The 12,951-nt window shown below is 53.6% G+C and carries 19 protein-coding genes, 1 tRNA gene and 1 pseudogene; 11 read left to right on the top strand and 10 right to left on the bottom strand.

The window, feature by feature from the left end:
- The first annotated feature begins 69 nt into the window (after positions 1–69).
- On the top strand, positions 70–597 hold the full coding sequence (locus ASD70_RS25910; protein WP_046068249.1) for a DinB family protein: 528 nt from the start codon (positions 70–72) through the stop codon (positions 595–597).
- Between the two features lie 76 nt (positions 598–673).
- Here the strand turns inward: ASD70_RS25910 and ASD70_RS25905 are convergent, their stop codons facing one another.
- Positions 674–1,150: a hypothetical protein gene (locus tag ASD70_RS25905; RefSeq protein ID WP_046068250.1), complete on the bottom strand. Its 477-nt coding sequence runs from the start codon at positions 1,148–1,150 to the stop codon at positions 674–676.
- A gap of 224 nt (positions 1,151–1,374) precedes the next feature.
- On the opposite strand from ASD70_RS25905, the gene ASD70_RS25900 reads away from it, so the two are divergent.
- Together ASD70_RS25900 and ASD70_RS25895 are read left to right on the top strand one after the other, a co-directional pair.
- Positions 1,375–1,461, top strand: a tRNA-Leu gene (locus tag ASD70_RS25900).
- Between the two features lie 162 nt (positions 1,462–1,623).
- Positions 1,624–1,833 (top strand): hypothetical protein, encoded by a 210-nt coding sequence (locus tag ASD70_RS25895; protein WP_034135893.1) that lies wholly within the window; start codon positions 1,624–1,626, stop codon positions 1,831–1,833.
- Between the two features lie 3 nt (positions 1,834–1,836).
- Here the strand turns inward: ASD70_RS25895 and umuC are convergent, their stop codons facing one another.
- Both umuC and ASD70_RS25885 read right to left on the bottom strand, forming a co-directional pair.
- Complete coding sequence (umuC, locus tag ASD70_RS25890) at positions 1,837–3,111, bottom strand: translesion error-prone DNA polymerase V subunit UmuC (RefSeq protein ID WP_056847806.1); 1,275 nt, start codon at positions 3,109–3,111, stop codon at positions 1,837–1,839.
- Complete coding sequence (locus tag ASD70_RS25885; RefSeq protein ID WP_034135895.1) at positions 3,104–3,529, bottom strand: LexA family protein; 426 nt, start codon at positions 3,527–3,529, stop codon at positions 3,104–3,106. The genes umuC and ASD70_RS25885 overlap by 8 nt, the downstream gene beginning before the upstream one ends.
- Positions 3,530–3,902: 373 nt before the next feature.
- Here ASD70_RS25885 and ASD70_RS25880 point away from each other — a divergent pair, with 373 nt between their 5' ends.
- Complete coding sequence (locus ASD70_RS25880) at positions 3,903–4,682, top strand: hypothetical protein (protein ID WP_056847805.1); 780 nt, start codon at positions 3,903–3,905, stop codon at positions 4,680–4,682.
- Positions 4,683–4,728: 46 nt separating this feature from the next.
- Here ASD70_RS25880 and ASD70_RS30085 read toward each other — a convergent pair whose 3' ends face one another.
- The gene (locus tag ASD70_RS30085) at positions 4,729–4,872 is read right to left on the bottom strand and encodes a hypothetical protein (RefSeq protein WP_420902467.1); all 144 of its coding nucleotides are present in this window, start codon (positions 4,870–4,872) and stop codon (positions 4,729–4,731) included.
- Positions 4,873–5,452: 580 nt separating this feature from the next.
- Here ASD70_RS30085 and ASD70_RS25870 point away from each other — a divergent pair.
- The 3 genes from ASD70_RS25870 to ASD70_RS25860 all read left to right on the top strand — a co-directional run bounded on the left by ASD70_RS25870 (position 5,453) and on the right by ASD70_RS25860 (position 6,587).
- On the top strand, positions 5,453–5,647 hold the full coding sequence (locus ASD70_RS25870; protein ID WP_056847803.1) for a hypothetical protein: 195 nt from the start codon (positions 5,453–5,455) through the stop codon (positions 5,645–5,647).
- Positions 5,648–5,919: 272 nt separating this feature from the next.
- Positions 5,920–6,129 carry a hypothetical protein gene (locus ASD70_RS25865; RefSeq protein ID WP_056847802.1) on the top strand — a complete coding sequence of 70 codons (210 nt, stop codon included), beginning with the start codon at positions 5,920–5,922 and terminating at the stop codon, positions 6,127–6,129.
- A gap of 92 nt (positions 6,130–6,221) precedes the next feature.
- Complete coding sequence (locus tag ASD70_RS25860) at positions 6,222–6,587, top strand: hypothetical protein (protein WP_056847801.1); 366 nt, start codon at positions 6,222–6,224, stop codon at positions 6,585–6,587.
- Here ASD70_RS25860 and ASD70_RS25855 read toward each other — a convergent pair.
- Complete coding sequence (locus tag ASD70_RS25855) at positions 6,566–6,775, bottom strand: hypothetical protein (protein ID WP_056847800.1); 210 nt, start codon at positions 6,773–6,775, stop codon at positions 6,566–6,568. The genes ASD70_RS25860 and ASD70_RS25855 overlap by 22 nt on opposite strands.
- Positions 6,776–6,858: 83 nt before the next feature.
- Here ASD70_RS25855 and ASD70_RS25850 point away from each other — a divergent pair, with 83 nt between their 5' ends.
- Positions 6,859–7,557 (top strand): SOS response-associated peptidase family protein, encoded by a 699-nt coding sequence (locus tag ASD70_RS25850; protein WP_056847799.1) that lies wholly within the window; start codon positions 6,859–6,861, stop codon positions 7,555–7,557.
- Here the strand turns inward: ASD70_RS25850 and ASD70_RS25845 are convergent.
- A complete protein-coding gene (locus ASD70_RS25845) occupies positions 7,554–7,841 on the bottom strand; it encodes a helix-turn-helix domain-containing protein (RefSeq protein ID WP_056847798.1) in 288 nt (95 codons plus the stop codon). The two genes, ASD70_RS25850 and ASD70_RS25845, sit on opposite strands and share 4 nt — an antisense overlap.
- A 510-nt stretch (positions 7,842–8,351) precedes the next feature.
- Here ASD70_RS25845 and ASD70_RS30080 point away from each other — a divergent pair.
- The 3 genes and pseudogenes from ASD70_RS30080 to ASD70_RS25835 all read left to right on the top strand — a co-directional run.
- Positions 8,352–9,071, top strand: a pseudogene (locus tag ASD70_RS30080) (MCP four helix bundle domain-containing protein); the annotation flags it as partial.
- Between the two features lie 24 nt (positions 9,072–9,095).
- Positions 9,096–9,977, top strand: coding sequence for a methyl-accepting chemotaxis protein (locus ASD70_RS30075; protein ID WP_419178871.1), 882 nt, complete (start codon positions 9,096–9,098; stop codon positions 9,975–9,977).
- A gap of 86 nt (positions 9,978–10,063) precedes the next feature.
- A complete protein-coding gene (locus ASD70_RS25835) occupies positions 10,064–10,573 on the top strand; it encodes a GAF domain-containing protein (protein ID WP_056847796.1) in 510 nt (169 codons plus the stop codon).
- Between the two features lie 32 nt (positions 10,574–10,605).
- On the opposite strand, the gene ASD70_RS25830 is transcribed toward ASD70_RS25835, so the two are convergent.
- From ASD70_RS25830 to ASD70_RS29180, 4 genes are read right to left on the bottom strand one after another with little or no spacing between them, the layout of a single operon-like run.
- On the bottom strand, positions 10,606–11,112 hold the full coding sequence (locus ASD70_RS25830) for a lysis system i-spanin subunit Rz (RefSeq protein WP_056847795.1): 507 nt from the start codon (positions 11,110–11,112) through the stop codon (positions 10,606–10,608).
- Positions 11,112–11,537: a cell wall hydrolase gene (locus ASD70_RS25825; protein ID WP_056847794.1), complete on the bottom strand. Its 426-nt coding sequence runs from the start codon at positions 11,535–11,537 to the stop codon at positions 11,112–11,114. Before ASD70_RS25825 ends, ASD70_RS25830 begins: the two co-directional genes overlap by 1 nt.
- 58 nt (positions 11,538–11,595) lie before the next feature.
- Entirely contained in the window at positions 11,596–12,156 is a 561-nt protein-coding gene (locus ASD70_RS29860) for a tail fiber assembly protein (RefSeq protein WP_330219691.1), read from the bottom strand.
- Between the two features lie 2 nt (positions 12,157–12,158).
- The gene (locus ASD70_RS29180; protein ID WP_056847792.1) at positions 12,159–12,920 is read right to left on the bottom strand and encodes a hypothetical protein; all 762 of its coding nucleotides are present in this window, start codon (positions 12,918–12,920) and stop codon (positions 12,159–12,161) included.
- Positions 12,921–12,951: the final 31 nt, after the last annotated feature.

Genomic DNA, 12,951 nt, shown 5'->3' with positions numbered 1-12,951 from the left:
GAACACCATGACCGCCGGGCGGGCAAGCTTTATGATGGCGCCACTACACCGCCAATGGAGAAAATATCGGTGAACCGCATCGAGCAGATCGCGCTGATGGCCAACTACAACCAGTGGATGAACCGCAAGGTCTATGACGCCGCCGGCACGTTGACCGACGCGCAATTAATCCTGGACCGGCAGGCGTTCTTCGGCTCGATCCTCGGCACCTTGAACCACCTGATGCTGGGCGACACGGTCTGGCTCAAGCGCTTTGCCGAGCACCCGGCTGACTTTTCGGCACTGGCGCCGTTGAGTGCCATCGCTACCCCCGCCGACCTCAAACAACTGGCCTTTGCCGATCTAAGTGAACTCTCGGCCCATCGCGCCTGGCTGGACCAACTGATCGTCGAGTGGGCCCACAGCCTGCACGAGTCCCATCTGGACCAGCATCTGCGTTACCACAACATGCGCGGTGCGGCCGCCGAAAAACCCTTCTTCGGGCTGCTGGTGCATTTCTTCAACCACCAGACCCACCACCGGGGGCAGGTGACAACACTGCTGACCCAGGCGGGGGTGGACGTAGGTACTACCGACCTGCTGGCGCTGATTGACTGAGCGCGACGTAGGCTTGCCCTAATGCCGATCAGTCAGGCTTGTGAGTACACACCCGCCACGGCCCGAAACGGCCAGGTCACTTCACCTTGTTGCTCAACGTCTCAACGCTGCGTTTCAGATCATCCAGGCTGCGTTTAAGGCCGTCGATCTCGCCTTTCTGCCGGTCTATGGTATTTTTCTGCTCATCCACTGTGCGCTTGAGACTCGACAGCTGACTGTCACTGCTGCTTGAACTCGACCCGTCCTTACGCTTGAACTCGTCAAATGCTCGATCCTGACCATCCACTTTGGTTTTCAGGCTTTGCAGCTCGCTTTCGCTACGCTTTTGCGCCGCTTGCAACGCCTCGATATCGCCGACGGAAATACTCGACGACTTCAGCACATAGGTATTGCCCGCCTCTACCGAGGCGCCCGTCAATCTGTCTGTCGACGATGCACTGAACTCTCCCCAACGCACCGCACCCGCCGCCTGCGCCTGGCCGACCATGGCCACACCCAACAAGCCCGCTACACCAAAAGCCATCATCCAAGAATGCTTACGGACACTGAGCATCAATTGATTCCTTTGCAATTTGCCGGGATGGCATATCGCTATGACTGTCATTTATGAGGCTTGTTCCTGCGCCGCATAAATTCATCAGGACTTAACTCGGCGAACATGTAGATGACTGATCTGCCACGCTTTTTCACGCATATCTTTGTGCAGGAAAGCGCGTTTCGAGGTTGCGCCGAAGCGACAGGATCTATATATTCCCAACCCTGCTACACCGCGCTACCGCCCGAATGGCGAAACTGGTAGACGCATGGGACTTAAAATCCCCCGCTCGTAAGGGCGTCCCGGTTCGATTCCGGGTTCGGGCACCATAGATATCAAGGGCTTGCCAGGGAAACCTGAGCAGGCCCTTATCTTTTCCGCTCCGCAATTTTAGAAGCCGCTCCGCAATTCCCTTCCTCCGGCGTCCTGCCGACCGATCTCCCAACTCAATAATTTGCCTGCTACGCTGTTCGCTCCACGGAGGAACAACGATGCCGAACTCAGACCTAATCCCTTCCCTGCTTTCCAAACTCTACGAAAACCAACTTGCCCTCGAAGCGTCCATCCTGGAGCTGTCAAATTGGGTTGAGCAACGTGGCTCCGCCGAGGTGGCAGACAATGTGCGAGGCGCCCTTTTCACAATCGGCCACAATGAAGAATTCATCAAAATGTCGCTGGCTGTCCTTATGACGGAGGAATGAGCACTACTTGCAGGCCACCGTCCAGAGTTGGTCCAGCTTAGTGGTATAGCTCTGGCTCATCATCTCTCGACGCATACCCCAGTCGGGGTTGGTAGGTACGCTGGCAGATCGAAGCGTTCCCTTTCCCCAACGTTCATTGATCTGATCAAGGACAGTCATGACCTGGGTTGCCTCGGTCGGCCGCGATATTGCAAAAAGATCATCGGTGTATTCGCCTGGCTGGCACAGGTTGAGCAGCATTACCTCGGCCTTGCTGTATTTGAAACCCGGCCGGAAAATTCTGTCGAGCGCATCGACGGCGGCTTTCGTGAGCAAGCGCACGTCATCGGTGGGGTACGGCATATCGACCACCACGCCGTTGGCATACTTCCCCTCCTCGGGGTTGAACATGCCTGTGCGGATGCAGACGCGGACCTTTTTACAAAGTGAGTTTTGGGCGCGAAGCTTTTCTGAGGCGCGCATCATGTAGGTGGCCACCGCCTCCTTGATCGGCGGCAGATCGGTCAGCCGTTTGCCGAACATCCGGCTGCAGCATATTTCTTGCTTGGGCGGGTCGGGCTCGTCAAGTTCCAGACACGATGTGCCGGCCAGCTCCCGCGCCGTCTTTTCGATCACTACGCTGAATTTCTTACGGAGCGTCCGAGGATCTGCCCTGGCCAGGTCCATCGCTGACTTTATGCCCATGGCGTCGAAGTGGAGCTTCATTTTGCGGCCTACGCCCCACACTTCGCAGATGTCAGTATTACGCAGGACCCAATCGCGCTTGACCGGATCGGTGATGTTCACCACACCACCGGTTTGAGCTTGCAATCGCTTTGCCGTGTGGTTGGCCAGCTTGGCCAAGGTCTTGGTGCTCGCTATTCCAACTCCCACCGGTATGCTAGTGCAGCGCAATACCCGCGCCCGGATCTGACGCCCCAAAGCATCCAGCTCGGAAATACCCGACAGGTCAGCAAACGCCTCATCGATACTGTAAATCTCAACGGCAGGAACCATCGATTCGATCAGGGTCATCACTCGCTCGCTCATGTCGCCATAGAGCGCGTAGTTGGATGAGAAAGGAACGATCCCATGCTGTTTCAGCTTATGTTTGATTTGGAAATACGGCTCGCCCATCTTGATGAAAGGCTTGGCGTCGTAACTCCGGGCAATGACGCAACCGTCGTTATTGCTCAACACCACAATGGGCACCTTTGCCAGATCCGGACGGAAGACACGCTCGCAACTTGCATAGAAGCTATTGCAGTCAATCAGTGCGAAGACCTGCGCGTTAGACATGACTGCGCACCGTGCTTGTGATCACACCCCAGATCGATAGCTCGTCACCCTCCAATACATACCGCGCTGGGTATTTCGGATTTTCAGATAAGAGAATCACCTCTTTGCCGCGCTTGCACAGGCGCTTGCAGACAGGATCGTTGTTCAAAAGAGCTACAACGACGTGTCCGTGGGCCGGCTCAATTGACCGATCCACAACTGCCAGGTCTCCCTCAAAAATCCCCGCACCCTGCATACTTTCGCCAGTAATCGCGATCAGATAGACGTGTGGCGCCCTGATATTTAGGACCTCATCCAATGAGATATGCTGCTCGATGTGATCGGCTGCCGGTGATGGGAACCCAGCAGGTACACGAAACGAGCAGAAAGGCAGCTTCGTGCCGCCCTCGGATATAGGACCTAAAATGGTAAAGCTCATGATGCAGCCTTCTATAAACACTGTACGAATGTACAGTTAACTTTGCAGCCGGCTTGCGGTCAATTTTTCTGTAGGGATTTCGACAGACGGAGCGGTGCCTATGTGCGCAAGGCTTTCACAATGTAGCGACATGGTGCTGCATCAGGGCGAGCCAACCGAGGTATTCGAGTGGTTCAAGGTCAATACGGCCGTGGGCAACGTGATATCTTTCTGACACGCCGGTTTTTATTGACGGATGGGGTGGGAATAAAAATCCCGAAAATCAGGCGAGTTCGGGTTTTCGACTGGTCATGGCGATAGTGCGAAAATGATTAGGGGCCGCGGCCGCCTCCCAAAAAAACAGCCCTACTGCGATTGAAATGGAAAAGTGATAATGAGTAACTTATATCGTAGCCTGCTAATGAATAAAACAACCTCAGCACCAATAAAATATTTAGTAGGCCTTTCAGCCTTATTCATAAGCAGTTTAATGTATGCGAACGCCAGCGCATCGTTGACTGATGACAACCTCGATATGTACGACGCCCCAAAACTCATAGAGCAGGGAAAGTACAACGAGGCAAGAACCCTACTACTAAGAGAAGAAAAAACCATAACCGATATTAGCAAACTATGCTCTATCTACAGCTCAATGCTAGGCCTGGCCTCAATAAGCGACAATAAGGAAGAAGGAGCAAAATACGCTAGCTTATTTCAAAAATGCTATAAAGAAAACAGTAACCCTTATGCTTTTCTTGGTGCCACGACCCTCTACTTTAAAGGAGAGCACGAAAAAGCAATAGGCATTATGGACAAACTCTTAGTCAAGATAAACCATGAGCTTTCCGAAGGAAAACAATCAGAATTCCAAGTTTTTGCGGACAAGAATTTAATCTCTGCCATTTATAGGCTTAAAGCCTCCGACCTCCTGAGCCGCCAAGACCCACAAAAAGTAAAACCTATGATTATTTCGTTCGCGGAAAAATCTTACGAAGCCACACCATTTGGTGAAGCTGAAGCTTTCTTAGCTGCCATCTATAAACTGTATGGCGATACTCAGCGTTCAAAATCAATTATAGAAAAAAGTGACGGAAGAACTACTGAGGCACACACTGTTGACGTAATATTAAACTCGATCAAGCAGAAAACAAATAATGCTTCAGTCTCGCCTTAGGACGGTTGACCAAGGAGGTATCAACTGAAACCCACACGTGCCGCTCTTACCCGATCCGCTGCCGCCGCTCTGCTAGCACAGCCCGAACCTTAACTGCCAAGCTGTCGGATGTCTTGAGCCCGGCGGCTGCCCAAGGCCGCACCTCCACCCGTACAGTGCGTACCGCCGGTTCGCTCCCGCAATAGCTGATGGCTGCCGCGCAGTCGGGCTGGACCCCTCTTGCCGGTGGTTTGTGTAACGCTATCAGTTCTTTGGCTTCTGGGAGATCCCAATGCCCATGAAGACAATACCAGGGATCCAGAAACCGGGGATCGAGGTGGCAGGGCCTACGGCTAGCAGTGACGCGCCCACAATGAACATTGGTCGTTTGATTGTGTTGTCCATAACTCACACCCTCCATTAAGAATTCCCACCATTTAACCATGAGTCAGCCGCTATGACCCTAAGTCGGGGGCTATGGGCAAAAATCCCCGAGGCTATCCCGCGCAATTTGAACAGCATATTCAAGCAATTCAAGGGGAACACTTGGCTCAAATAGGGTGACCTCGAAACGCAGCGTTTCGTCATTCCGGAAGATCTCGAACATCTGAGCCCTCTGGCCTTCCCAGCACTCTAAAGCCAAGCCGTCATGACCTATGACGACGCTTGAAGCACGGCAAAAACGGTATTCAATTCCATGTACGACCACATCTCACCTCCATTTCTAAGGAGGCAACGATACCTCTGCGCTCGATGAATTTGATAGCCGCTATAGCGGCAAGGACGAAGTCATGCCTGAAGAAAACACAATCCCCGACGAAACCTGGTCAGTCAATGAAGAGCTGGTCAATTGCGACAGTTTTGATGAGCTACTGGCCGAGAACGACGACCTTGAAGTCGGGGCAACCGTTTGGAAGGGAGAGAGATTCCCGGTAGACCGACCTCCAGAAACGCAAAAGCCCCGCATTCGCGGGGCTTTCGTGTAAATCTTGGCGGAAAACCAGGGATTCGAATCCTGGGAACGCTATTAACGTTCGCCGGTTTTCAAGACCGCTATGCAAATCCAAGCAGGCAAGGGCTTTAAAGGCCTGCGGGGTTCCATTACTAAGGAAAAGTGATCGGGCTACAGACCGCATTCTACAAGGGGTGCGGCTTTAGTTTTGGAACTCTTTTTCACCCCTCTCCGGCGTCCTGCCGACCGCAAATCCCCCCTCAAGGCGACCACTGCTAAGCTGTGCACTCCACCAGAGGAACTCCGATGCCCAACTCAGACCTTCTCCCCTCCCTACTCTCCAAGCTCTACGAAAACCAGCTGGCCCTCGAGGCTTCCATCATGGAGTTATCGAACTGGGTGGAGCAGCGTGGCTCCGCGGATGTGGCCGAGAATATTCGCGGCGCGCTGCACACCATCGACGAGAACGAAGAGTTCATCAAGCTGACTCTAGCAGTCCTCATGTCGCCCGACTGATCGTCGGGTAACCCTGCAGTTCGTCGCTTCAAACCTTCCACCTGACCAAATCCAGATTACTGTACGCACATACAGCATCTGAGATTCATGCTATGAACGTTGACATGGACACCGATGATTGGCTCGGCTGCCCCACTCCACTGGAGATGTACCAGCACCAGTGCTCACTTCTCGTAGAAGAACTGGTCGAGACCGAGCGCATGCTGCGCAGAGCTCGAGCCAATATCGCCGGGCTGGTGCAAATGAATGACCTGCTCATGACAGGAAAGGCCGAGGCCGAAGGAAAGCTTGCCGATGCGCTGGAAAAGATAAGTATGCTGGAACACCAGCAGTCGTTTGGCTCGGTGCAAAGCGTGAAGATTGTTACCGAGCAGAGGGACTATCTGTTCAGGGAAAATCAGCGGCTGCTGGCAGAGCTAAAAGCACTGCATGAACTTCACCCAAGCTCATCCGCGTAGGCTGCTACGGCTTCCTCGGTAAGCTCCCGCCACTCGTTATCATCAATTAGGCCCTGCTGCTTCAAGTCATCCGCCAGGGCCAGCCGCGTTTCGTAGCGTTCCTCAGGAGTGACCGATATGAATGCGGGATCATTGCGTAGCGCAAACCACGCCTCCATTGCGGTGACTTGTTCAATGTTGATCGCCATGACGAATGCCTCGAGCCAGTGTCTACAGTGTAGAGATTGGCCGGGGACCGGCTGTTCATTAGCGCCGACGAGCGGAGATGCTTATGTGCGGACGACTATCACAGTACAGCGGTATCCACGACTTCGTTGCGGCGCTGAGCATGCCCAACGCTCTGGCGAACTCTGTGGGCGATCAACCAATTGAACGGTATAACGTGGCACCGACAACAGCGGTTGCGCTGCTACACCTGCAGGGCGATCTTCTACACGCCGACCCGGTGCGCTGGGGATGGCGACCGCACTGGGCCAAGGATCACGCTGCGCCGATCAACGCCCGCGTCGAGAAAGTCGCCCACGGCCCGTTCTTCCGGGCGATCTGGCCTCACCGTGCAATAACGCCGATCAATAACTGGTTTGAATGGGTCGACGAAGGCGGACCGAAGAAGCAGCCTTACCTCATCCGCCGGCGGGATAGTGCACCGATATTCTGTGCTGCCATCGGCCAGCTACCTGATGCAGACGAAGGCCCGGGTGAGCATGACGGCTTCGTCATCATCACAGCCGACAGCGCCGGGGGCATGGTGGACATTCACGACCGGCGGCCCGTGGTGCTGACGCCAGACCTGGCCCGGGAATGGTTGGATCCAGCCACACCCATGGAGCGAGCCGAGCAAATGGTGCTTCACCAGGGTGAACCGTCCGAGGTGTTCGAGTGGTTCAAGGTCGATACGGCCGTGGATAATGCACGGAACAAGGGACCAGAGCTGATCCAGTCTACTAGCCGAAACGGGTACAAAATTTAGTGGATCAGTTCCTTAGCTTTCTCAAGACATTCCGTCGCACTATCGAGAGCCTCCACAGCTTTTGCAGAATCTGCGTTGCCGTTTTGACTACGCTCCCCGGTGATGACAAACAATATGTCTACGCCGGCTTTCGCGACTGCAGCTAAATAATCTGCCCGAGGAACACGAATGCCGCTTTCGTAGCGCCCCTGCGCATTTACCTCAATTCCGCCGATGCTACCAACAGCAGATTGTGACAACCCTAACCTCAATCGCTCTGACTTCAATCTCGCGCCAAGGCTCATAATACCTATCCAAATGAGTGGATGTAGTATTTCAGAGGCAAAGGGCATTCAATAAGTTCAGTCATCAGGTGAGACGGGTTAAGCGCCAAAAAAAAACATCACCCCTATGACCGCAACCACCCATCCCAGGGTAAGCAGAAATGAAAGACCTGCAAGCCGCTTGTCCATAGTGCTCTGTCCATATCCGAAAATGACCTCCATACGAAAGCATGTCTGGAGAGTCCTGCTATGTGCTGTGCTTGTACTGCTCGCCTATAGCATGGCACGTCCCGGACGTCCCGCAGCCAAAACTGGTGAGCCGTACGTAGCGAGCGCACACAATATTATTTAGCGCGCAATTATTTAGCACGTCTATCATTCCAATACATTTTTTTGCATACCGCGTTTTAGGTATATGCCTGCAAGCTGCAGCTGGAAGTCACTGTGCCGCATGAAAATGCTGCCTTCGTTCGTGATCCTTGAAATGACGTGGAAAAGCCACGCTACTAAATCCGGCCCTCGGAGGCCTAAATGAAATTAAGATCCTTAAGTATCGCGCGACGAGCTTTCGTCTGTTTTGGCTTAATCACCCTCCTACTGATCAGCTTGGCAGGCTTCTCTTATCTGCAAATTGATCGGCTGCGCGCTGCAGAACAGGACATTGAGCAAAACTCCCTCCCAAGCATTCAGGTCATTGACGATATTCAGATCGCCCTCCTTCACGCCCGCCTTGAAAGTATCCGCATGCTCTCAAGCACCACGGCAGAGGTGCATGATTTCTCGCTGTCAAAGGTCGAAGAAGCTATACAGACACTTCAGGTGAAAACTGATTTCTATCGTGCACATTTGATGTCTGGAGAGCAGGACGAAATCCAGTTTGCGAAGGCGAATCAGGCTATGGGTGCTTACGTCGACGGCCTCAAAAAAGTAATCGCTTTGTATTCATCTGATCATGATCAGGCTGTGAATTTTGCCAACACAGAGCAGGCACAAAGAGCTACGGCTTATCAAGAGCAGCTGACACTACTGCGAGAGCAAAATGCACGCCAGGCCGTGGTGTCTGGAGTAGACGCGACCGACGTATATAACCATAGTGTAAAAGTCCTGGTAGCAGTACTGATTGTTGCATTTGTGTTAACCATAGCACTGGCGATCTTGTTCACTAGGAGCATCGTAAGTCCAATCAGTTCATCACTTAAATTGGCGGAAAATATCGCTGCTGGCGACCTTACCCATGATCTTGATATAACAGGTTCAGATGAAGCTTCGCGATTGATGCATGCGCTGAATCTTATGCAGAAAAATTTGCGACGCACAATTTTAGAAATCTCGGGAGCTTCAACCCAGCTAAGTACCGCGGCCGTCGAAATGACTTCGATCACTGAAAGCGCTGATCGCACACTTCAGCAGCAAAATAGCGAAATCGAGCAAGCTGCTACCGCAGTAACTGAAATGAGCGCGGCTGTTGAAGAGGTTGCACGGAACGCCAATTCCACATCTGAAGCAGCGATGCAATCAAGCATATCTGCAGATCTCGGGAATCAAAAAGTCACTGAGACCTTGACAGCGATGCGCGGCCTGACAGGCTTGGTAGAGGTATCATCAGATCAGGTGAAAGAACTCGCGGGCCAGGCTCAAGACATTACTAAAGTTTTGAGCGTGATCAGGGCGATTGCTGAGCAAACCAACCTACTCGCTTTGAACGCCGCGATAGAAGCGGCTCGTGCAGGAGAACAGGGTCGCGGTTTCGCAGTAGTCGCAGACGAAGTTCGTGCGCTGGCACACCGAACACAAACATCGACGCAAGAAATTGAACAGATGATATCCACGATTCAAGCCGGTTCTTCTGCCGCGGTTGAATCTATGCAAAAGAGCACATCCGAGGTCTACAGCACGCGAGATACTGCAGAACAAGCGGGCCAGTCACTGCGGCAAATTATTAATTCCGTGCTCGAAATTAACGATCGGAATATCCAAATTGCAACCGCATCCGAGGAACAAGCTCACGTCGCGCGGGATGTTGATCGTAGTCTGATAAGCATCCGCGACCTTGCAGTGCAGAGTAGTGAAGGCACCCGCCAGACACTTACAGCGAGCAACGAGCTTTCTCGCTTGGCCGTTAACCTAAACGATTTGGTTCTTCGATTCAGGACGTAGTAAATCGGCCAAACGCAATTTTCGGCTGATCGTAGGATCTCAGACGCCAACGCGGCGCGCCCAATTAAAAACAGCACAGGTGGAATATGAATAGGCCCGAAATCAGCTTGCACTCTGTGCTGAATTTAAACGAGCGTTCAGCGTTGGCTGAGATGGAAGCTATCACTAGTATTTTAAAACTTGTAACACGCCTTACTGGAATGCGATTTGCCGGGATCGCGAAGTTCACCGAAACAGACTGGATCGTCTGCTCAGCTTACGACACGATGCATATGGGGATAGAGGCAGGTGACACACTAGAGCTGGAAATCACGCTTTGCAGCGAGCTCCGCAGAGATCCTAAGGCGCTTTTTATTCCTAAAATCAGTGAAGACGGTAGATACTCGAGTCGTGCGGTGGTTAAACGGTATGCGATAGAAAGCTATGCAGGTGTTCCCATCTTCCTTCCTGATGGGCAGCTATATGGTGCTCTATGCGCCCTAGATTCGCGCTCGATATTATTTGAAGACCCGGAGTTGGAAGAGACGTTAGCTTTATTTGCAACGTTGATCGGATGCGTTTTTTTCACGATCCCGCTGCTGAATGAATCCGAATGATATGCCTTATCTCACATTCGGATTTTTGAGTTTCAATGCGAGTGGTTGATAGCTCGGACGTAATCTTGGCATGCTCGTAACGCTATCAATCCGTTATCACCTTCATCAGTTATGGCGATAATTCGTTGAGCATGCGCTGGGTCAAGTTGGGCTCGACGGGCCGCATGAACCACGCCGACGGCGCCGGTGGTGGTAGGCACGTTGCAGCTACTGGCTGAATCCTCGATGAGGACTGACAGCCGGACATCAGCAGTAGCAAGCTGGTCACGTAGGCGAGCCTGGTTGCGTTGGGCATAGGATAATTCCTTGGAGTGTTGTTGGTCCTGGCCGACGAGCTGCTGCTCCAGGGCCAGGCGCTTGCCTTGCTCGGCCTGGACCTGGGAGGCGGCCGCATTGCTTATCGCGGCCAGTTCCTTCTCGAACTGCCCGCCCTGCTCGGCGAGCTTTTCGCCCATGCGCCAATCTTGTACCTGCCACGCCCCGCCGAACCCGATGGCCAGCGCCAGCAGGATCGCGCAAAGGATCTGCCCGGGCGTCATTACGGCACTTCCTTGAAAAAAACGTGTTGACCAAGGCGCAGCGTCTGTGTGGCCTTTGCCGCCCAGGCCGGGGGCTTCGGCATGGTGGTTGCGTAGTAGTGCGTGGCGCCGCCAGTTGGATCGGGTACCGCACCCGACATCACCTGGTCAGCTGCACGTTGAGCCTGAGCGAACTGACCGGCAGGGATCGGCTTGTCGCCACTCAGATAGGCGTAGTTGGGATCGTTCTGGTTCCAGCAGCTGAACTGCCAGGGCTTCAAGCACACACCGGCATAGCCTTCCCCCCACCACGACTTGGACTTACCATCAAACACACGGTTGCGGATGGTCCAGGCCACGGCGATCTGACCTTCAAGTCCCTCGCCACGGGCCTCGCCCCACAGCGTGCGCGCCAGGATGTCTCGGTCTTTTTCGGTAGTGGTCATGCTTTTCTCCAGGCGAAAAAAAACCCGCTCAAGGCGGGCATCGGTCAGCTAATGGCAATCACGCCGGGGCACTTGGCCACTCGATAGCGTCCGGGTACTGCTCCTGTTCGGGGACTCGGTTCAGCGCAACGCGGTATTTCTTCCAGCCTTTGAGCAGGACAACCTCTGCATCCGTGGCCTCGTCGCCATCCACCGCATCTTGTAGGGGTGCAACGGCGTAATCCGCGATGGCCCGCAGACGCTGAATCTCGGCCTGAGCAACGCCCAGTGGATTGGTCGTGATCGGCGGCGTCGGGGGTATATCTTCGTGTGGCAGATCTGGCACTAAAATGTGCAGTGTGATCATCGTGTTCATGTCGTAGGGCTCACCATCCATTGTGACCGTGACAGTCAATAGACCATCACTGAAAACGACATCCACCTGGGCAGTATTCTCCGATGGGTGTAACGAGTATCCCCACCCCTGATCCACTGGCGGAAATGGGACCATCCCTTCGGTGCCGGTGACGCAATACACGCCCACGCTTTCTCGGTAACTGTCGACGTCCTTGCCGCCCAGCGACGTGATATCAAACAAAGCACCTGTCTGGCCCACGATATTGATTGCTGCTCTTGCCATAGTCATATCGCCTTCAAAGTGCCGTCTTGGGCACGAGTGGTATTGCCGGTGTGATACAACTCAATTTCAGGAGTGAAGCCCCCGTTGTAGATCGATCGCAGCTTGATAGTGCCAGTGTTGCCCGCAACGCCATACGGCCAGGCAATCATCAGCCGGTTACCAGTGATGCCAAACTGAATGGTTTGACGGTAGTAAAGCCCCGTGCCTCCTTGAGGGTTTCCAGCAAAATCAGCCGATGCGAAAACCTTATTATCGATGCCGGGGTTGACCTCAGCCGTCCATGACACAGTTGACTGACTTCCGACGAAGCCAATCATTTCCGTTGTCGGTACATTACCTGGCGCCCGGCCCGTGTTTAGTGGTGCCACCGTACCCAAACCAAGTCCCGTTCTTGCGGCTGCCTGAGTTGTGGCGCCAGTGCCGCCCTTTGCAACTGGCACCACGTTCTCGGTTGAGACGGTGCCCAGGCCGGCCAGCGTAGAGCCCCACTGCTGAACCATCAGATTAACCGCATCAGCCAAAGCCTTTGGGTAGCCATTAACAGGCACGATGCCGTAGGCGGCGCCTGCGGAGGTGGCGCCACGATATGCAGGCGAGATCGAGATGGATGTGTCGCTCGAAGGATTGATCACCTGATAGATGCCGTTATCTGGACCGACAAACATGTCGCCGGATCGGCAGTTAGAAAACTTTGTACCGACACCAGTTACAACGGCGTTGCCGTTCGTAACGGTAACGGTCCCTTCTGAAAACCAAGAAGCCATGTTTTTCTCCAATCAAAATTTATAACAGAAG

The sequence above is a fragment of the Pseudomonas sp. Root569 genome, assembly GCF_001427465.1.
In the GTDB taxonomy this organism is placed as follows: Bacteria; Pseudomonadota; Gammaproteobacteria; order Pseudomonadales; family Pseudomonadaceae; genus Aquipseudomonas; species Aquipseudomonas synxantha.
This window is presented reverse-complemented; position numbering and strand designations above follow the sequence as displayed.